At 72.4% G+C, this 19890-nt stretch carries 17 protein-coding genes; 10 read left to right on the forward strand and 7 right to left on the reverse strand.

What is annotated here, in order from left to right; all coding sequences use genetic code 11:
• Nucleotides 1-165 precede the first annotated feature (165 nt).
• From lepA to EF879_RS24040, 4 genes are all read left to right on the forward strand, one after another.
• Entirely contained in the window at nt 166-2049 is a 1884-nt protein-coding gene (gene lepA / locus EF879_RS24025) for a translation elongation factor 4 (RefSeq protein WP_123562404.1), read from the forward strand.
• Nucleotides 2046-2597 (forward strand): NUDIX domain-containing protein, encoded by a 552-nt coding sequence (locus EF879_RS24030; RefSeq protein WP_123562406.1) that lies wholly within the window; start codon nt 2046-2048, stop codon nt 2595-2597. The genes lepA and EF879_RS24030 overlap by 4 nt, the downstream gene beginning before the upstream one ends.
• A 78-nt stretch (nt 2598-2675) precedes the next feature.
• Nucleotides 2676-2951: a GlsB/YeaQ/YmgE family stress response membrane protein gene (locus tag EF879_RS24035; RefSeq protein WP_123562408.1), complete on the forward strand. Its 276-nt coding sequence runs from the start codon at nt 2676-2678 to the stop codon at nt 2949-2951.
• Between the two features lie 527 nt (nt 2952-3478).
• Nucleotides 3479-4243, forward strand: coding sequence for a hypothetical protein (locus EF879_RS24040; protein ID WP_148086544.1), 765 nt, complete (start codon nt 3479-3481; stop codon nt 4241-4243).
• Between the two features lie 412 nt (nt 4244-4655).
• Here the strand turns inward: EF879_RS24040 and EF879_RS24045 are convergent, their stop codons facing one another.
• The 3 genes from EF879_RS24045 to EF879_RS24055 all read right to left on the reverse strand — a co-directional run bounded on the left by EF879_RS24045 (nt 4656) and on the right by EF879_RS24055 (nt 7743).
• The gene (locus EF879_RS24045; protein ID WP_123562412.1) at nt 4656-5567 is read right to left on the reverse strand and encodes a phytanoyl-CoA dioxygenase family protein; all 912 of its coding nucleotides are present in this window, start codon (nt 5565-5567) and stop codon (nt 4656-4658) included.
• Nucleotides 5568-5854: 287 nt separating this feature from the next.
• Nucleotides 5855-6715, reverse strand: a complete 861-nt coding sequence (locus EF879_RS24050; protein ID WP_123562414.1) for a hypothetical protein — start codon at nt 6713-6715, stop codon at nt 5855-5857.
• Between the two features lie 242 nt (nt 6716-6957).
• Nucleotides 6958-7743, reverse strand: coding sequence for an enoyl-CoA hydratase-related protein (locus EF879_RS24055; protein WP_123562416.1), 786 nt, complete (start codon nt 7741-7743; stop codon nt 6958-6960).
• Nucleotides 7744-7760: 17 nt separating this feature from the next.
• Between EF879_RS24055 and hemW the strand changes: the two genes are divergently transcribed.
• Nucleotides 7761-8984, forward strand: a complete 1224-nt coding sequence (gene hemW, locus EF879_RS24060) for a radical SAM family heme chaperone HemW (RefSeq protein ID WP_123562418.1) — start codon at nt 7761-7763, stop codon at nt 8982-8984.
• 183 nt (nt 8985-9167) lie between these two features.
• Here the strand turns inward: hemW and EF879_RS24065 are convergent, their stop codons facing one another.
• The gene (locus EF879_RS24065; RefSeq protein WP_123562537.1) at nt 9168-9755 is read right to left on the reverse strand and encodes a DUF4870 domain-containing protein; all 588 of its coding nucleotides are present in this window, start codon (nt 9753-9755) and stop codon (nt 9168-9170) included.
• 299 nt (nt 9756-10054) lie between these two features.
• Here EF879_RS24065 and hrcA point away from each other — a divergent pair, with 299 nt between their 5' ends.
• From hrcA to EF879_RS24080, 3 genes are all read left to right on the forward strand, one after another.
• The gene (hrcA, locus tag EF879_RS24070; protein WP_123562419.1) at nt 10055-11077 is read left to right on the forward strand and encodes a heat-inducible transcriptional repressor HrcA; all 1023 of its coding nucleotides are present in this window, start codon (nt 10055-10057) and stop codon (nt 11075-11077) included.
• 90 nt (nt 11078-11167) lie between these two features.
• Entirely contained in the window at nt 11168-12304 is a 1137-nt protein-coding gene (dnaJ, locus tag EF879_RS24075) for a molecular chaperone DnaJ (protein ID WP_199736593.1), read from the forward strand.
• A 69-nt stretch (nt 12305-12373) separates the two neighbouring features.
• Nucleotides 12374-13117, forward strand: a complete 744-nt coding sequence (locus EF879_RS24080; RefSeq protein ID WP_123562423.1) for a 16S rRNA (uracil(1498)-N(3))-methyltransferase — start codon at nt 12374-12376, stop codon at nt 13115-13117.
• Between the two features lie 103 nt (nt 13118-13220).
• Here EF879_RS24080 and EF879_RS24085 read toward each other — a convergent pair whose 3' ends face one another.
• From EF879_RS24085 to EF879_RS24095, 3 genes are read right to left on the reverse strand one after another with little or no spacing between them, the layout of a single operon-like run.
• A complete protein-coding gene (locus EF879_RS24085) occupies nt 13221-15719 on the reverse strand; it encodes a beta-glucosidase (protein ID WP_233604712.1) in 2499 nt (832 codons plus the stop codon).
• Between the two features lie 28 nt (nt 15720-15747).
• The gene (locus EF879_RS24090) at nt 15748-16509 is read right to left on the reverse strand and encodes an SDR family NAD(P)-dependent oxidoreductase (RefSeq protein WP_123562427.1); all 762 of its coding nucleotides are present in this window, start codon (nt 16507-16509) and stop codon (nt 15748-15750) included.
• A 33-nt stretch (nt 16510-16542) separates the two neighbouring features.
• Complete coding sequence (locus tag EF879_RS24095) at nt 16543-17646, reverse strand: pyridoxal phosphate-dependent aminotransferase (protein ID WP_199736591.1); 1104 nt, start codon at nt 17644-17646, stop codon at nt 16543-16545.
• A gap of 144 nt (nt 17647-17790) precedes the next feature.
• Here EF879_RS24095 and EF879_RS24100 point away from each other — a divergent pair, with 144 nt between their 5' ends.
• Both EF879_RS24100 and EF879_RS24105 read left to right on the forward strand, forming a co-directional pair.
• Entirely contained in the window at nt 17791-18147 is a 357-nt protein-coding gene (locus EF879_RS24100; protein ID WP_123562539.1) for a histidine triad nucleotide-binding protein, read from the forward strand.
• Between the two features lie 232 nt (nt 18148-18379).
• On the forward strand, nt 18380-19783 hold the full coding sequence (locus EF879_RS24105; protein WP_123562431.1) for a serine hydrolase: 1404 nt from the start codon (nt 18380-18382) through the stop codon (nt 19781-19783).
• The last annotated feature ends 107 nt before the right edge of the window (nt 19784-19890 follow it).

The raw sequence follows: 19890 nt of genomic DNA on the forward strand, positions 1-19890 counted from the left end.
CGGCGCCCCGGATCGGTGGTCGGGCGCCGGCGTGGCGGTAAGACGAGTGGCGCCGCACCGGCCGGTGGTGGGCGGGTGAAGATCCGGCGGGCTCGGCCGGGTGCCCCCGGGCGGCATGGGAAAATAGAAGGCCCGACAGTAGCCAGCCAAGCAGAACGGACCGACGTGCCACCGACGCCCGACTCCGGTGCGAACCTCCCTGGTGCCACCGACCCCCGCCGCATCAGGAACTTCTGCATCATCGCCCACATCGACCACGGCAAGTCGACGTTGGCCGACCGGATGCTTCAGCTCACCGGCGTGGTCGAGGAGCGGCAGATGCGCGCCCAGTACCTCGACCGGATGGACATCGAACGGGAGCGCGGCATCACGATCAAGAGCCAGGCCGTCCGGATGCCCTGGACCGTCCGCGAGGGCGAGCGACAGGGCGAGCAGGCCGTGCTCAACATGATCGACACTCCGGGGCACGTGGACTTCACGTACGAGGTCTCCCGGTCGCTGGCCGCCTGCGAGGGAGCCATCCTCCTGGTCGACGCGGCGCAGGGGATCGAGGCCCAGACCCTGGCCAACCTCTACCTGGCCCTGGAGAACGATCTGCACATCATCCCGGTGCTCAACAAGATCGACCTGCCGGCCGCCCAACCCGACAGGTACGCCGAGGAACTGGCGCACCTGATCGGCGTTGACCCGGCCGACTGCATCCGGGTCTCGGGTAAGACCGGCGAGGGGGTGTCGCACCTGCTCGACGAGATCGTCCGGCAGTTCCCCCCGCCGGTCGGCGACCCCGACGCCCCGGCTCGGGCCATGATCTTCGACTCCGTGTACGACGTGTATCGCGGCGTGGTGACGTACGTCCGGGTCGTCGACGGCCGGATCGAGGCCCGCGACAAGATCAGGATGATGTCCACCGGCGCCGTGCACGAGCTGCTCGAGATCGGGGTGATCTCCCCGGAGATGGAGAAGGCCACCGCGCTCGGGGTCGGCGAGGTGGGATACCTGATCACCGGGGTGAAGGACGTCCGGCAGTCCCGGGTCGGTGACACCGTGACCATCAACGCCCGGCCGGCGGCCGAGGCGCTCGGCGGCTACAAGGACCCGAAGCCGATGGTCTACTCCGGTCTCTACCCGATCGACGGCTCCGACTATCCGGCGCTGCGGGACGCACTCGACAAGCTGAAGCTCAACGACGCCGCGCTGAGCTACGAGCCGGAGACCTCGGCCGCGCTCGGCTTCGGTTTCCGCTGCGGCTTCCTCGGACTGCTGCACCTGGAGATCATCGCCGAGCGGTTGGAACGCGAGTTCGGGCTCGACCTGATCTCGACCGCGCCGAACGTGGTCTACCGGGTGGTCAAGGAGGACGGCACCGAGGTGACGGTGACCAACCCGAGCGAGTACCCGTCCGGCAAGATCGCCGAGGTGTACGAGCCGGTCGTCCGCGCCACGGTGTTGACGCCGAACGACTTCGTCGGCGCGGTGATGGAGCTGTGCCAGGGCCGGCGCGGGTCGTTGCAGGGAATGGACTACCTCTCGGCCGACCGGGTGGAGCTGCGCTACACCCTGCCGCTCGCGGAGATCATCTTCGACTTCTTCGACCAGCTCAAGAGCCGGACCAAGGGGTACGCCTCGCTGGACTACGAGCCCTCCGGCGAGCAGCCGGCCAACCTGGTCAAGGTCGACATCCTGCTCAACGGCGAGCCGGTCGACGCGTTCAGCGCCATCGTGCACAAGGACAAGGCGTACAACTACGGCGTCACGATCGCGGCGAAGCTCCAGAAGCTGATTCCCCGGCAGCAGTTCGAGGTGCCGATCCAGGCGGCGATCGGCAACCGGGTGATCGCCCGGGAGACCATCCGGGCCATCCGCAAGGACGTGCTCGCCAAGTGCTACGGCGGTGACATCACCCGCAAGCGCAAGCTGCTGGAGAAGCAGAAGGAGGGCAAGAAGCGGATGAAGATGGTCGGCCGGGTCGAGGTTCCCCAGGAGGCCTTCATCGCCGCGCTCTCCACCGGTGACTCCGGGGACGGCGGCAAGGCCGGCGGGAAGAGGTGACCCCCCGAGGGTACGGCCCGGGCGCCTCGTTCTGCCCCCGGTGCGCGGCGGCGCTGCCCGGCCCACCTCCGACGGCCTGCGGCGACTGCGGGTACCAGCTCTTCGTCAACGCCCGCCCCACCGCCGGGCTCGTCCTGCTCGACCGGGACCCGGAGCGACCGTCGGGAGTCGACGACTCCGGGCCGCGCTTCCTCGCGCTGCGCCGGGCGGCGGAACCGATGATTGGTCGGTGGGAGACCCCGGGCGGGTTCTGCGACGGGTGGGAGCACCCGGCGGACGCGGCCGTCCGGGAGGCCCGCGAGGAACTGGGTGTCGAGTTGACGCTCGGTGACTGCCTGGGGATGTTCATCGGCAGTTACGAGTTCCAGGACGAGGTGCTTCCGGTACTCGACGTCTTCTTCCTGGCCACGCTGGACGATCAGTCCATTGTCCTCAATCCCGCCGAGGCGACCGAGTCGCGCTGGTTTCCCCTGTTCGATCCGCCTCCGCTGGCCTTCGCCACGATGGACCAGGCCGTTCGTGCGGCAGCACACCGCGTGCGCCGCTAGCGCGGTTTGGGCCTGTCCGCCTTCGGGAACCGTGCAGTCAACACGACGACGTGTGACTGCTATCGAAGGAGGACGGTCGTGGAACTCACCGTCTGGGGCATCGTCAGCGCGCTCATCGTCGGCGTACTCGGTCGGCTGGTCGTGCCGGGGCGTCAGGACATGCCGATCTGGCTGACGATGCTCATCGGCGTGGCTGCCGCGCTACTCGGTACCGTCATCGTCCGGGCCGCCGGCATCGCGACCGTGACTCCCGGGATCGACTGGATCGAGCTGGTGATCCAGGTGGCGCTGGCCGCGGTCGGCGTGGCGCTGGTGGCCGGCGTCGGTCGCCGTCGCCGGATCAGTCGCTCCTGATCGATCCCCGCGGACCCCGGGGCGCCGGCCGGCCCGGTCGGCGCCCTTCGCCCGGTTGGACCGGGCGGCCGTAGCCGGTGACGTAGACCTGGTCGCCGCGCCAGCCGATCCGTAGTGCCGGCGTCTGCCAGGGAGCCCGCGGCCGGGCGCCGCCCCGGCCCATTCCCCGCCCGGCACCGACCCGGCCGGGCAGGTCGCCGAGGGCATGACATACTTCCCCCGGCCGCGACGAGCCCACCGGGACCCGGGCGGGCCATTGTCGACCTTCCGACTTTCGCGGGCGATCGTTTCGTGGTTTCGGTCGGTCCTGCGGTCGCCGATTCGCTGATCAACGCGGCGGAAAGGCGGAATCCATCGTGATCGACCGATCGTCGGCTCGGTGGCGGGTGTCGCCTAGAGTGGTGGTCGCATATTCGCATTTGATTTAAATGATCTTATCTGTTACTTTCCGTAATGTGTCCACCGACTCTCTCCCGGGAAGCACGAGGGTGTTTCACCAACAGCTTTCGTACCGGCACCCCAAGGCGGTGCTGTACCTTGAGGCGTACACGCCGCTGGTCGAGCACTGGTTCCACGCCCTGCGCGCCTCAACCGCGCTGGCAGAATTGCGCGCGACGGCGCCGACCCGAGATCTTCTCAAGAATCTGGAACGTCTGGATCTGCTTTTCCGTGCCGTTGTCGACGACCTGTTCGACCGGCGGGGCCCGGTCCTGGAGCATGCCCTGGCGGTGGTCGCCGAACACCGGGACGCGGTGGTCTGGACGGACCAGATGGTGCCGCGGCCCGGGGCCGACATCGTCGAGCTGACCGCCTCGCTGCGCCACAAGTTCAAGCGGAACATCAGCCTCGCGCTCCTGGAGGCGCTGATCTGCCTGGAGTCGGCGCTCGTCTACGGGCGGGGCACCCTCCAGCTCACCGGAGCCGAGCTGGAGGAGACCCTGCGCCGGAGCACGGCGCTGCTGGCCAGCCTATCCGTCCTGCACGACGAGCAGGAGATGGCACGGATGCGCTACCTGACGGGTGACCCGAGGGAGATCCAGCACCCCACCTTCACCGTCGCCGACATCCTCGGCGGGGCCTTCCGCATCCCGCCCGACAAGTTCCGGGTCGTCGGTGCGGACGGGGCGCGGAGGATCCGGTTCGCGAGTGTGCCGCCGAGCGGTATCACTCCCGACAGTCCCACCATGAAGTGTCCCGCCCACCGTTTGACAAACGAGGACGGCCAGCCGTTGAACAACGAGTTCTGGGAGCTGCTCGTGGACATCTACCGGGATTCCGGCCAACTGGCGTAACCGCCGTCTGGAATAGGCCGACGTCGAGCCGTGGCGATTCGGCGAAAACCTGAACAGCGGGACGGAAGCGATTCATCTTTCCGTACCGCGTCGCACCCTTGTCGGTTCGACACCTGATCGTCGTACGGTCACCACGGCGGTGGGAGCCGCCTTTCCCGAATTCTGGTGCTGGCGTTCATTCACCTCGTGGGCGGTGGTTGGCCCTACCCGGCGTGATGCCACTGTCCCGGCCCGGTGCCGTCGGGACGTGCCCCCCGCGCCGGCCGAGGGTCGGGACGTGTCCTGCCACGCGCCGGCCGGGGGTGACGGCAACAGGCGTCGGCCCGGCCGGCCCACGAGGGGCCGACCGGGCCGACGGAGATGACGTCGAGGAGCTGTCGGCGGCGCCGTACGCTCCTGCCCTTGGCCTGGGTCAGCGGAGCCAGGGGATGTTGCGGTCCAGCAGGCCGCGCTGCTTCAGCTCCTTGCGCAGCGGGATCTCGTCGTCGATGTACCCGTCCCAGTTGATGCCCCAGTAGTTGGCGGTGTGCGTGCCCTCGCCGCAGAGCTGGCGCTGCACCGGGGTGCGGTTGGCCCACCACTCGCTGTTCTTGTCGATGTGCAGCTCGTCGAGCGGCCGGATCCACCGGTAGGTGTAGCCGATGAAGAGCATCTTGCGGGTGATGTTGGACAGGTTGGTGGAGCGGGAGTGCCACTGCCGCCGGTCGAAGATGAAGGCGTCGCCCGGGTTGGCGGTGATCTCGACCGTCCCCTCCGGGTCCGGGTTGTGCACCGTCAGGTCGGCCGGCCGCGGCAGCGTGTTCCACAGGTGGCTGCCGGGGATGATCTTGGTTGCGCCCCGCCCCTTCTCGGACAGGTCCGAGAGGACGTACGCGACCTTCAGCGAGAACATCGGCCGCGGGACGCTCGGGTCCAGCGTCTCCGGGTCGGAGTTCTGCCGGTACCCGTCCTGGTGCCAGCCCCAGTACGGCTTCTCCGGCTCCCGCGCCGGCGGCGTGACGTCCAGGTGGTTGTGGTGGGTGTAGATGTTCCAGCCCGCCAGGCCCCACATGTAGGGGAAGGTGATCGGGTGGGTGAGCAGGTCGCCGAAGAGCTCGTCGCGATTGATGAAGCCGAGCAGGTGCAGGGTGCCGTCCTCCTTGACCCGTCCGGCCGCCTTCTCCTCCTCGTAGACCCGGTCGACCGCCTCTTCCAGCGCGGCCCGGTGGTCCTCGGTCAGGACGTTGCGGAGGAGCAGGAAGCCCTGCTCGTGGAACTCCTTGCGCTCCGCGTCGCTGATCGGCTCGTACCCGGTCCGGCCGCCGTAGTCGAACACCGCGTCCATCCCCTCCCCATGAGATGAAACTCTTTCTGAGCACACAGGCTGCCGATCGTAACGCGGCGGGCAATGCCCGGGGTGTCGCGTACGCGCGCGGACATCGGCGGGTGTCAGTCAAGATCCGGGATGGTCGTACGGAGGGAAGCGGTGACCTGACCGCCCGTTACTGAGCGCGGCGAGGCTGGGGAGTTACGTCCCAAAATGCCCGTTCGTGCAGCCACTGCGGGTTATGGGATGCAGGATTTCCCGCCGCGCGAGCGTCTGGGGCCGCCACGCGCGAGCGTCCGGGGCTGTCAGTCGTCGAAGACCTCCGCGATGACCCGGTCGGTGCTGTGGGCGCCGTCCCGCACCGGCGACCAACTCCCGCCGTCCGCGGTCCACTCGAGGTTCCCGAAGCGCACCCGCTTCACCCCGTGGGCGCTGGCGTGCGACACCAGCCAGTGCGCGTAGCGCCAGCCGACCCGGGAATCGCTGGCGGGCACGGCCAGACCGGTCAGCTCGGCGGGCGAGACGGTCTCCAGTCGGCCCCAGTCCTCGGTCAGCCCGGCGCTCAGCGCGGCCGCCGCGGCGGCACCCCGGATGGAGGGCTTCCGGCCGACCGTACAGGCGACCGCCCCGGTGGCGTTGCCGAGCAGCGCCCGGGTCAGCACCTCCGCCTCGTCCGCCCACTGCTGGTACGCCCGCGGGTACGCCGAGCGCTGCACCTTCTGGGCGGCGTCGGTGATCTCCATCTGTTCCCAGCCGCGTACCTTGCGCAGGGCGTTGTAGAACTTGGTGGCCGCGTACCGGGGGTTCCGGATCTGTTCCGGGGTGCCCCAGCCCTGGCTCGGCCGCTGCTGGAACAGGCCCACGGAGTCCCGGTCGCCGCCGGCGAGGTTGCGCAGCCGCGACTCCTGAAAAGCTGTGGCGAGGGCGATCACCACCGCCCGCTCCGGCATCTTCCGGCGGACGCCGACCGCGGCGATCGTGGCGGCGTTCGCCATCTGCTCGGCGTTCAGGGTGACCCGGCCCTCCGCCTCGACGACGCAGCCCCGGGTCGACCGGGGCAGCGGCAGCCGGTGCTCGAACTCGCGAGCGCCCAGGTAGATACCGAATCCGGCGACCGTCGCGAGGGCTACTCCCGCTGCCACCATCGCCCGAGTCCGCACCGTCACCCCCTGATCGACAATGGACAAAGACTACGTCAGGCACCCAAATCTCCGGCAGGCCCGGGGCCACGGCCCGTTCCAGCCGGAGGTGGCCTCGCTCCCCGGTCCTGCCGAAGGTCGGTCACCGCCGGCCCGTCCGGCTCCGGCACCCGGCGGTTCCGGATGTCGGGCAGCCCGTCCGGCCCCGCATGGTGCCGGACGTCCGCCGCCGGGCGGACGCTGGGCCCCGGGGGATCGGTGCGGGAACGTCAGGTCTCGGGTACCCAGCGAGGGGTGCGCTTCTCCCGGAACGCCGCCACTCCCTCCCGCCCCTCCGCCGAGTGGAAGTACCGCACCGACAGCTCGCGCAGCCCGGCCAGCTCGGCCCGGATGTCGGCCGCGGGCGGCCGGCGCAGCAGCTCCTTTGCCCCGGCCAGCGCGGCGGGCGCACCGCGTACCAGGGCGCGGCAGTAGGAGGCGACCGTCTCGTCCAGCGCCTCGGCGGTGGTGACCGTGGTCACCAGGCCGATCTCGGCGGCCCGGCGGCCGTCGAAGGTGTCGCCGGTCAGGTACAGCTCCGCGGCCGCCCGGGGCGCGAGTCGGGGGAGGACCGTCGCCGAGATCACCGCCGGGATCACCCCGAGTCGGACCTCGGTGAAGGCGAAGGTCGCGTCCTCGACGCAGATCGCGAGGTCGGCCGCGGCGATCAGCCCGAGGCCACCCGCCCGGGCCGATCCGCCGACCCGGGCCACCACCGGTTTCGGGGACTCCCAGATCGCCGCGAGGACGTCGCCGAGCATCGCCACCGGAACGGTTCCGGCCTCGTACGCGGCGGCGGTCTCCTTCAGGTCCGCGCCGGAGCTGAAGACGGGCCCGGTGTGGGAGAGGACGATCACCCGGACGGCGTCGTCCGCCACGGCGGCGGCCAGCGCGTCGAGCAGCTGGGTCATCAGCGGGGTCGAGAGCGCGTTACGGTTGTGCGGACTGTCCAGGGTGAGTGTCGTCACACCCTGTGCGGTCGAGACCCGGACGAGCGGGTCGGGGGCTGAGGTCATGCCGGCACACTAGCCGTATGCCCGGAGCTCTCCCAGATGGCGAACCCGTACCCGTCGACGGGGCGTTGCCCGACTCCGCCCGGGCGGCGGTGGGGACGCGCGGCTTCGGGGTCTACGTGCACGTGCCGTTCTGCGCCAGCCGCTGCGGCTACTGCGACTTCAACACGTACACGGCGGCGGAGCTGGGCGGCGGGGCGAGCCGGGAGGGCTACGCCGATCAGGTCCTTGCCGAACTGGCGCTGGCCGGCCGGGTGCTCGGCGACAGCCCACCGGCGCGGGTCGACACGGTCTTCGTCGGCGGCGGCACCCCGACCCTGCTCCCCACCGACGACCTCGCCCGGATCCTCGACGGCATCGACCGGCTCTGGGGGCTGGCCGGCGACGCCGAGATCACCACGGAGGCGAACCCGGAGTCGGTGACACGCGAGTCGCTGAAGGCGCTCCGGGCGGGCGGGTACACCCGGATCTCGCTGGGGATGCAGTCGGTCGCGCCCGGGGTGCTCGCGGTGCTGGACCGGCGGCACACCGCCGGGCGGGCCACGGCGGCGGCCGAGGAGGCCCGGGAGGTCGGATTCGAGCACGTGAACCTGGATCTGATCTACGGGACGCCGGGGGAGCGCGCGGAGGACTTCGCGGCGTCGCTGGACGCGGCGATCGCCGCCGGGGTCGACCATGTCAGCGCGTACGCCCTGATCGTGGAGGACGGCACCCGGCTGGCGGCCCGGATGCGCCGCGGTGAGCTGCCGTACCCGGACGACGACGTGGCCGCGGACCGCTACCTCGCGGCGGAGGCCCGGCTCTCCGCCGCCGGCTTCTCCTGGTACGAGATCTCCAACTGGGCCCGGAGCACGGCGGCGCGGTGCCGGCACAACCTGCTCTACTGGACCGGCGGCGACTGGTGGGGGCTCGGTCCGGGGGCGCACAGCCACGTCGGCGGGGTCCGCTGGTGGAACGTGAAACACCCGGCGACGTACGCCGCCCGGCTCGGCGCGGGGGAGTCGCCCGGGCAGGGCCGGGAGGTGCTGTCGGCGGCGGACCGGCGGGTGGAAGAGGTGATGCTGCGGCTCCGCCTCGCCGACGGTCTGCCGTTGGCGGTCCTCGACGCGGCCGGTCGGGCCGGCGCGGCCGACGCGCTCGCCGCCGGGCTGCTCAGCCGGCCGGAGTACGACACGGGGCGGGCCGTGTTGACCCTGCGTGGGCGGCTCCTCGCCGACGCGGTCGTGCGGGACCTGCTGCCCTGAGCACCCGGCGTCACCCCGGCGCCCCGGGCTCCCGCCGGTGGTCGCGGGTCCGCCGGTCGGGGCGCGGTCCCGGCCCGGCCGCCGCGTCGCCCGTGCCTCATGGCCCGTGCCCGGGCCCGACGGCGCGGACCGTCGACCGTCCTGGCACGGGCCACCGTGGCTCCGGTCGGCGAACGAGCGACGCTACTTCACCATCCGGATGCTCATCGGGTAGCGGTACAGCGTGCCCTCGTTGGCCTTCATACCGCCGATGATCGCGAAGACGACCGCGATGATCCAGGTGATGAACGGCAGGAAGAACAGGATGCCGAAGCTGCACACCGAGATGATCACCGCGACCAGGGTGGCGATGCCCCAGGTGATCTGGAAGTTGAGCGCCTCGACGGCGTGGGCTCGGACCGTCGGCGATTCGTTCCCCTTGGCGAGCATCGCGACGAGTGGGGCCACGAAGCCCGCGATGATGGCGCCGAAGTGGCCGATCAGTGCCCAGGTCTTCTCATCGTTGGTGGCGTATCCCGCCGGGGCGGGCGCGCCGTAGGGGGCGCCGGGTGGGGGATAGGCCCCACCGGGGGGCGGATAGCCACCGGGAGGTGGATACCCACCGGGAGGCGGGTAGCCCCCGGGCGGGGGATAGCCACCCGGAGGCGGGTACGCGCCGCCGCCCGAGGTGGGTGGTGGGTAGGCACCGCCACCGGAGGTGGGCGGCGTGCCCGGCGAGTCGTACGGGTTGCTCGAGCCGTACTCTCCGGGGGGACGAGGTGGTTCGGTCATGAAGGTCACGGTAGGGGTACGGAGCAAACGACGCCACTCGCCCCCCGACGATCGAAACCGGACAATCGTCGAGGCGTGGCGGCTGGTGCCGCCGGGGTAGGGTGTGCAGACAAGCTGGTGGGGGATCAGCGTGCACGGTGTCGGGGATCAGATAACCGTCCAAACGATCATCGCGTCACCTCGCGCCTTGGTCGTAGACTGGCACTCGATAGAGTCGAGTGCCAGGGTGAATCCGTGGCCTGATCCGTCGTGCCCGGGTGGTGCCGACCTCCGGGGACGGACGTCGCAGGGAGGTGAGGATGGGTCTCGACGACCGCAAGCTCGAGGTGCTGCGCGCGATCGTGGAGGACTACGTCGCCACCCAGGAGCCGGTTGGTAGCAAGGCACTGGTCGAGCGCCACCAGCTCGGGGTGTCTCCCGCTACGGTCCGTAACGACATGGCGGTGCTGGAGGAGGAGGGCTACATCCGCCAGCCCCACACCAGCGCCGGCCGGGTGCCCACCGACCGGGGTTACCGGCTCTTCGTCGACCGGCTCTCCCGGGTCAAGCCGCTCAGCCCGGCCGAGCGTCGGGCGATCGAGCGCTTCCTGGTCGGCGCGGTCGACCTGGACGACGTGGTGCACCGTACGGTCCGGCTCCTGGCGCAGCTGACCCGGCAGGTCGCCGTCGTGCAGTACCCGAGCCTGGCCCGCTCCTCGGTACGACACCTCGAACTCGTGCCGATCTCCACCACCCGGTTGATGCTGGTCATGATCGCCGACACCGGCCGGGTGGAGCAGCGTCTGGTCGAGCTGCCCACGCCGGCGACGCCGGACGACGTGACCGACCTGCGTCGTCTGGTCAACGAGCGGCTCGGCGGCAAGAAGCTCGTCGAGACCCCTCCGCTGGTCCAGGCGCTGGTCGACGAGGCGCCGCCACCACTGAGTTCCGCCATGGCGACCCTGGCCACGGTGCTGCTCGAGACGCTCGTCGAGCGTCCGGAGGAGCGGATCGCCCTGGCCGGGACCGCCAATCTCGCCCGAGGCGGGCTGCTGGACTTCCAGGGCTCGCTGCGGCCGATCCTCGAGGCGCTCGAGGAGGAGGTCGTCCTGCTCAAGCTGATCGGTGAGGTCGAGCCAAACACTCTCCAGGTCCGTATCGGCGACGAGAACGAGATCGACAACCTGCGGTCCACCTCGGTGGTCAGCACCGGCTACGGTCCGGGGTCCACTCTTGTCGGGGGTCTCGGCGTGTTGGGGCCCACCAGGATGGACTACCCGGGCACCATCGCCACGGTACGGGCCGTGGCACGCTACGTCGGTGATGTGCTCGCGCAGAACTGACCCAACCCACCTTGCGCTGAACTGACCACCAAGGCTCATCCGACGACCGGCGGACGGTAACGCGAGACAGACATGAGGACACGGAACGCAGTGGCCAGGGACTACTACGGGATTCTCGGTGTCAGCCGGGACGCCTCCGAGGACGAGATCAAGCGCGCATACCGCAAGCTGGCCCGGCAGTACCACCCGGACATCAATCCGGATCCGGAGGCACACGAGAAGTTCAAGGACATCAACGCCGCGTACGAGGTCCTCTCCGACGCCCAGAAGCGGCAGATCGTCGATCTTGGTGGTGACCCGCTCGCACCCGGTGGCGGGGGCGCGCCGGGGCCGGGCGGTGCCGGCGGGCCGTTCGTCGGTTTTCAGGACATCATGGACGCGTTCTTCGGTGCCGCCGGCGGCTCCCGGGGGCCCCGACCCCGGACCCGTCCCGGTGCCGACGCCATCCTCCGGCTCGAGCTGGACCTCCACGAGACCGCGTTCGGCGTCGAGGCGCCGATCACCGTCGACACGGCGGTCCTCTGCACCACCTGTTCCGGCGCCGGGACCGCGCCCGGCACCCACCTCGCCACCTGCGAGGCGTGCGGCGGCCGCGGCGAGGTCCAGTCGGTGCAGCGCACCTTCCTCGGTCAGGTGGTCTCGTCCCGGCCCTGCACGGTCTGCCAGGGCTACGGCACGATCATCCCGCACCCCTGCCCGACCTGCGCCGGTGACGGCCGGGTTCGGACCCGGCGCTCGCTGACGGTCAAGATCCCGGCGGGGGTCGAGGACGGCATGCGGATCCGGCTCGCCCAGCAGGGCGAGGTCGGCCCCGGCGGCGGCACCGCCGGCGACCTGTACGTGGAGATCCACGAGCGTCCGCACGACGTCTACTCCCGCAAGGGCGACGACCTGCACTGCCGGGTCACGGTCCCGATGACCGCGGCGGCACTCGGCACCCGACTCACCATCAAGACCCTGGACAGCGAGGAAACGGTCGACGTCAAGCCGGGCACCCAGCCCGGATCGACGCTGCGGCTGCGCGGTCGGGGCGTACCGCACCTGCGCGGCACCGGCCGGGGTGACCTCTTCGTCCACCTCGACGTTCGGACCCCGACGAAGCTCGACGCCGAGCAGGAGCGGCTCCTGCGGGAGTTCGCCAAGAGCCGGGGCGAGGAGGTCGCCGAGCTCACCAAGCAGGGCGGCTTCTTCTCCCGGATGCGCGACGCCTTCAACGGCCACGGCTGATTCCGGCACGTACGGCTGATCCCTCGGCGCGCTCCGGTCACCGTCCGGCGGTCGGCTAACCTGCTCGGCGTGAGTGCGCCGCTGTTCCTGGTCGAGCCGCTTCCGCCGGGGGATGTCGTCACGCTCGACGGGCCGGAGGGGCACCACGCCGCGACGGTGCAACGGCTCCGTACCGGCGAGAAGCTTCTGCTCGCCGACGGCCGGGGCGGCCTCGCGTCCGCCGTCGTCGTCAGCGTCGGCCGCGGCACCCTGACCTGCTCCATCACCGACCGGCGGTACGTCGCCGCCCCCGACCCGCGGCTCGTCGTGGTCCAGGGCCTGCCCAAGGGCGATCGGGCCGAACTGGCGGTCCAGGCGATGACCGAGGTCGGGGTGGACGAGATCGTCCCCTGGGCGGCGGCCCGCTCCGTGGTGCAGTGGCGCGCCGACCGCGGAGCGCGGGCCCGGGACCGCTGGATCGCGACGGCCCGCGAGGCGGCCAAGCAGGCCCGCCGCTCCTGGCTGCCGGCCATCGGTGGGACCACGACGGCGCCGGCGGTACCGCTGGCCGACGTGGCGGCCCGGACCGGCGCGGCGGCTGCCGCCTTCGTGCTGCACGAGGAGGCCGAGGAGCGGCTCTCCGCCGTGGACCTGCCGTCGGGCGGCGAGATCGTGCTGGTGGTCGGCCCGGAGGGCGGGATCGCCCCGGAGGAGCTGGCCGTGCTGCGCGAGGCCGGCGGGGTGCCGGTCCGGCTCGGCGCCGAGGTGCTCCGGACCTCCACCGCCGGGACCGCCGCGCTCGCCGTCCTCTCGACCCGGCTCGGCCGCTGGTGAGGCGCCCCTGGGCGGCGCCTGGTGAGGCGCCCCTGGGCGGCGCCCACCCGCCCCGACGCGCGACCCCCCGTCGCCCACCGACCGCGACCCGGTCGGGCCGCCCTCAGACGACCAGTGACGCGGTCAGCCGGCGATCGGCGACGCTGCGGGCCGCCTCGACCCGATACCGGCCGGGCCGGGTACGCCAGCCCTCGGGCGTCCAGACCTGCACCGTCCGAGCCGGCAGCGGCACCCGTACGGTGACCGACCGACCCGGCTCGGCGACGACCCGGGCGAAACCGGCGAGCCAGCGTACCGGACGGTCCGGCTCGGCGATCTCCGGGCCGACGTACACCTGCACCACCTCGGCACCGGGCCGGGCGCCGACGTTGGCGACGGTGACCACCGCGACCGGTCCGCCAGCTTCCTCCTCGACGGAGAGGGCGCGGTACTCCCAGTCGGTGTAGCCGGATCCGTGCCCGAACGGGAAGAGCGGTTCGGCCCGCCACCCGCGGTAGCCGACGAAGACGTCGTCGACGTAGTGCAGGACGCCGTCGACCGGGGTGACGTCCAGCGCCGGGCAGTCCTCGGGGCGGCGCGGCCAGGTGGTGGGAAGCCGCCCGCCGGGCTCGGCCACGCCGAGCAGGACGTCGGCGAGGGCGTGCCCCGCCTCCTGGCCGGGGAACCAGGTGAGCAGGATCGCCGCCACCTCGTCGACCCACGGCATCAGCACCGGGGAGCCGCTGTTCACCACCACGACCGTACGCGGGTTGGCCGCCGCCACGCGCCGGACCAGCTCGTCCTGCCGGCCGGGCAGGCTCAGCGTCGTCCGGTCGAAGCCCTCCGACTCCACCTCCTCGGTGGTGCCGACCACCACCACCGCCACGTCGGCGTCGGCCGCGACCCGGACCGCCTCGGCCAGCAGCGCCTCCGCCGCCTCGTCAGGGTCGATCCTGTCCGTCCCGGCCCGCTCCGGGTCTGCTCCGCCCGCCGCGGCCTGCTCCGGGCCGGTCCTCTCCGGCGCGGCGTGGCCGAGTCCGAGGGACACGAAGCCGTGTCGCCCGTCCGCCATCCGCTGGGTGAGTCGTACCTCGACCGGCCGACCCGCGGTGAGCGGCACCTCGAACCGGCGCTCGACGGTGGTGAGGAAGATCGTCGTCGGGTCGTCGCCCTCGTCGTACAACGGGCCGGAGAAGAGCTCGGCGCCGCCGACGGAGAGCGTGAGGTCGCCGAAACCGGTGATGGCGAAGCGGTGCCGTCCGCTTCGGCGCGGCGTGTACCGGGCGGTGAGTTCGACGTGGGCCAGCTCGGCGGGGGCTACTCCGACGGGCAGGTCCCCCATCCACCGCACCGTGGCGCGCTCCAGCGTCGCCTGGTACAACACCCGACCGTCGGCGGTCCGCAGCGTCGCGGTGATCGGGCCCCAGCCGGGACCGCCGGCCGGGCGCAGCCGGGGCCGGGGATCGGCGCCGACGGCGTACTCGATCGCCACCCCGGGCAGCGCGGCGGCCAGCCCGGCGAGCGGGGACACCACGTGCGGCGGCAGGACCTGGGCGCTGCCGCCGCCCTGGATCCGCGCGTCATCGGCGAGCGCGCCGAGGACCGCGATCCGGCGCAGCCGCCCGGCGTCCAGGGGCAGGAGATTGTCGATGTTGCGGGCGAGCACGAACGAGCGGGTCGCGATCTCCCGGGCGAGCGCCGCGCCGTCCGGCGGGGTGGGCGCCGCGGCCGGGTCCACCGCCGGGGGTACGCCGTCGAGCAACCCGACCCGGGCGGCGAGCCGGAGCACCCGGCGTACCTTGTCGTCGACGGTCGCCTCGGCGACCTCGCCGGCGCGGACGGCGGCGACCAGCGCCGCGCCCCACGGGTCGCCGGCCGCGGGCATCACCACGTCGAGCCCGGCGTTCGCGCTGGCCACCGTGCTCCGCGCGGCGGTCCAGTCGGAGACGACCACTCCGTCGAAGCCCCATTCCTCCTTCAGCAGGTCGTGCAGGAGCGGACGATGTTCCGTCATCGTCGCGCCGTTGACGCCGTTGTACGCCGCCATCACCGCCCAGACGCCGGCGGCGACGATCCGTTCGAACGGGACGAGGTAGAGCTCTCGAAGCGCCCGGTCGGAGACCCGGACGTCGACGGTGAGCCGGTCGGTCTCCGAGTCGTTGGCGACCAGGTGCTTCACCGTGGCTCCCACGCCCGATTCCTGAAGCCCGGTGACGTATCCCACGCCGATCTCGGCGGTGAGCAGCGGATCCTCGGAGTAGCACTCGAAGTGCCGGCCGCCGAGCGGGCTGCGGTGCAGGTTGACGGTCGGGGCGAGCAGCAGGTGGATGCCGCGGCGCCGGCACTCGGCGGCGAGCAGCCGGCCGGCGCGGCGGGCCAGGTCCGGATCCCAGGTGGCGGCGAGCGCGGTCGGGCTCGGCAGCGCGACCGACGGGTGCTCCGGGGCCCACCGGACGCCGCGGACGCCGATCGGGCCGTCCGACATCACCAGCGAGCCGAGGCCGACGCGGGGGATCGCCGGCAGTGTCCAGAAGTCCTGCCCGGAGAGGAGGCGTACCTTCGTCTCCAGGTCCAGCGCGGCCAGCGCCCGCTCGATCGCCGCCTCGGGCGTCACAGGGTGCACGACCTCGATCGTAGTCGATGGATGGTTCTCAGGTCCTCAGGTAGGAGGCGCCGTTGAGGTCGACGATCGCGCCGGAGGCCCACTCCGCCTCCGGCGAGGCGAGCCAGTGCACCGCCGCCGCGATCTCCTCCGGCCGGGCCACCCGGTTGAACGGGCTCTGTGCCCGGATCGCGTCGCCGCGCGGCGCCTTGAGGTGCTCGTTGGTCATGTCGGTCTCGACGAAGCCCGGCGCGACGGTGGCGACCGCGATGCCGTACGGCGCGAGGGCCACCGCCAGCGACTGGCCGAGCGAGTTCAGCGCCGCCTTGCTGGCGCCGTACGCCGGCTGGGTCGGCTCGCCCCGGAAGGCTCCGCGGGACGAGACGTTGACGATCCGGCCGCGCCGCTCGCGCAGGTACGGCGCCGCGCACCAGATGGCGTTCGCCGCGCCGAGCAGGTTGACGTCGAGGATCCGGCGCCACTGCTGCTGCCACTGCTCGTAGGAGGTCTCGAAGATCGGGTGCGGGTCGTCCGGGCCGCCGAAGACCCCGGCGTTGTTGACGAGGACGTCGAGCCCGCCGAGCCGCGTCGCTGCCTCGTCCACCATGGCCCGCACCGCGGCCGGGTCGGCGAGGTCCGCCTGGACGACGATGTGCCCGTCACCGGGCAGCGTGGCGACGAGCTGCTCGGCCAGCGGTGCGGAGTCCCGGTGGTGCACCGCCACCCGGTCGCCGCTGCGGGCGAATGCGGTCGCCACCGCCCGCCCGATTCCTCGAGATGCCCCCGTCACCAGTACCGCACGTCCTGCCATGTGATCATCATGCCCCAGTCCGGGGTCGGCGCCTCAGGCTCGGAGCGCGTCGGCGAGGCGGTCGAGCGCCGCACTGAAGTCGTTGGCGGGGAGGTGACCGAAACCGAGTCGGAACACCCGGTCGGCCTCGCCGAACCAGGAGCCCGGCGCGACGCGGACCTCGCGCTCCGCGAGACGGGCGTAGAAGCCGGCGACGGCGTGGTCGGAGAACAGCGCGGCGGGCAGGCGCAGGCAGCACATGGCGCCGCCGTCCGGCGGGACGATCTCCACCGGCTGCTCCCGGGCCCAGCGCAGCAGCTCGTCGAGGGCCTGCCCCAGCCGTCGCGCGCGGGCGGTGAGGATCTCGGCCTGCTGCCGGAGGACCTGCGCGGCGAGGAACTCGTCAACGGTCGAGCAGGCGATCGTGCTGTGGAACTTGGCCGCCCGGAGCTGCTCGTACAGCTCGGCGTCGGTCGTGGTCAACCACCCGAGCCGCAGCCCGGGGGCGCCGTGCGCCTTGGAGAGGGAGGAGCAGGTGGCGATCCGCGGCGACATCGCCGCCGCCGACCGCGGCACCGGGGCGGCGCCGTAGGTGGACGCCCGGTAGGTCTCGTCGACCAGGACGACCGCCCGTGGCGCGCGTTCCGCCACCGCGGCGAGCACCGCCGCGAGTTCCGCCTCGGTGAACCGGACCCCCGACGGGTTCTGCGGCGACGCCAGGGAGACCAGGCGGGTCTGCGGTGTGAGGGCCTGGGCGAACCGGTCCAGCGGCAACCGGTATCCGTCGTCGAACGCCAGCGGCACCACGTCGACCCGCATCCCGAGCCCCTCGGGAATGCTCCGGGCCGGCGGGAAGCAGGGTGTCGCCACCAGCACCCGGTCGCCGGGTACGCAGGTGACCTGGGCCAGCAGGAACATCGCCTCGATCGCGCCGACCGTCACCAGCACCTGCTCGGCCGTGACGCCGACGTCCGCGGCGATCAGCGCGCGCAGCTCGGCGTCTCCCCGGGAGGTGCCGTAGTCGAGCCTCAGCCGTGCGAGCGCGGCGCCGTCGGCGAGGTCGCCGACGCTGAGCGGCGGACAGGTGCTCTCGGCCAGGTCGTAGCGGACCGGAGCGTCGATCAGCGTGGTCATGGCGCTTGGGGCGAAGGCGGTCACGAGGTCGATGATCGGGGGCCCTACGGGGCGGAGACAGAGCCAATGCCGCGGCGGTGGTTCGACCGGGGCCGCGTCGTCGGTGGTCGGGCGGCGGCGCGGGTGGGCGTGCGGCCGTGGCCGGGCGACACCCCTACGATGCGGGGCATGGAGAGCGGAAGCGACTGCCTGTTCTGCCGGATCGTCGCCGGGGAGATCCCGGCGACCGTGGTCCGGGAAACCGACACCACCCTGGCCTTCCGGGACATCAACCCGCAGGCGCCGGTGCACGTGCTGGTGATTCCGAAGGAGCACCATGCGGACGTCGTGACCCTGGCCCAGGCGAACCCGGCGCTGGCCGGTGAGGTGCTCGGCACGGCGGCGGCGGTGGCGGAGAGCGAAGGGCTCCGCGCCGACGGCTTCCGATTGATCTTCAACACCGGTCCGTACGGCGGGCAGGAGGTCTTCCACGCGCACGCGCACGTGCTGGGCGGCGAGCCGCTGGGGCCGATGCGTGCCCGCTGACCCGGCGCCGCTGAGTCCGACGCCCGGCGGGCGGACCCGCCGCCTCGCCGGCCGGGGCAGACGTCGCCGGCACCCCGTGCCCACGGCGACGCAGGTCCCGCCGGAGACCGCGCCCGCAGCCCGATATCATCACTGATCTTGACGCGCCCGTCCCCTCGCCGCCGGCGGCGAGGGGACGAACGGAGGCCGGTGAGCGGTCGATGGCGGTCGAGGAACGACGAGGGGGCGGGACATGACCGAGATGAGCCGACGGTACGAGCGGATGGTCCGGCAGGCGCAGGCGGAGTCCCGGATCCCGGCGGTCTCCGTCGCCCTGCACCGGGCGGACCGGCCGCTCTGGACCTGCACCGTCGGCACCACCGGCAACGCGGCCCCGCTCACCGAGCGGACCGCCTTCCGGATCGGCTCGGTCACCAAGACCTTCACCGCGGTCCTCGTCCTGCAGTGTCGTGACGACGGCCTGCTCGACCTCGACGACCCGATCTCGGCGCACCTCGACGTCCCGGCGCACGGTACGGCGACGATCCGCCGGCTGCTGTCGCACACCTCCGGCCTGCAACGCGAGCCGTACGGCGACGTCTGGGACACCCTGCACACCCCGGAGCTGGCCGAATTCCTCGCCGACCTGGCCCGGGCCGAGCGGGTGCTGCCGCCGGCCCGCCGGTTCCACTACTCGAACCTCGGGGTCGCGCTGCTCGGACAGGCCGTCGCCCGGCTCCGCGGCGGCACCTGGGCCGAGGTGCTCGCCGACCGGATCCTCCGTCCGCTCGGGCTCGCCGACACCACCCCGACCCCGCCGCCGGACGCGGCGACCGGGTTCCTGGTCGACGCGTACTCCGACCACGCCCGGCCGGAGCCGAACACCGACCTCGGCGCGCTCGGGCCGGCCGGCCAGCTCTGGAGCACCGCGCCGGACATGGCGCGCTGGGCGGCCTTCCTCGCCGACCCGGCGACGGTGGACCCGGACGGCGCGGTGCTGAGTCCCGCGACCCTGGACGAGATGCGCTGGCCGCTGACGACCACCGACGAGGCGCTCTGGTCCGTCGGGTTCGGGCTCGGCCTGATCCTGGTGCCGCAGACCGGGCCGACCGGGTCGCGTACGGCCGGTGGTGAGCGGATCACGCACGTCGGGCACGACGGCGCGATGCCCGGCTTCCTCGCCAGCGTCTACGGCCGGCGGGGCGGCACCGGTACCCCGGCGGCGCTGGGCTGCGCGGTCCTCGGGTCCTCCGGCACCGGCACCGCCGTCCACGAGCTGGTCCACCAGCTGCTTGCCGCCTCCGCCGAGGGTGACCCGGCCGACATCGAGCCCTGGACCCCGGGCGAGCCCGCGCCCGAGGCGTACCGGGGACTGCTCGGCCACTGGCGGGGCGAGGGGTTCGAGTATGTCTTCTTCTGGCGGGACGGAACCCTGCGGGCCCGGGGCGTCGGCGACCCCGTCGGGCGGCCGCCCGCGGTCTTCGTGCCGCTGCCGGACCGCCCGGACGTGCTGCGTACCGTCTCGGGCCGGGAGGCCGGGGAACTCCTCCGGCTCACCCGGGACGACCAGGGCAACGTGATCATGATGCACTGGGCGACGTACCGGTTCACCCGGCACCAGGAGACGTTCGACCGGTTCGACTTTCGTCGGGGCTGAGCGGCCCCGCGTCGTTCGGGCGAGCGGATCTCCCGGTGCGCCGTGGCCGGTCCCGCCGGAGGTGTTCCCGATCGCCTCTCCTGGTGTCGGACGGAGTTCGCCGTCCC

Origin of the sequence: Micromonospora sp. HM5-17 (genome assembly GCF_003762835.1) — a bacterium.
Lineage (GTDB): Bacteria > Actinomycetota > Actinomycetes > Mycobacteriales > Micromonosporaceae > Plantactinospora.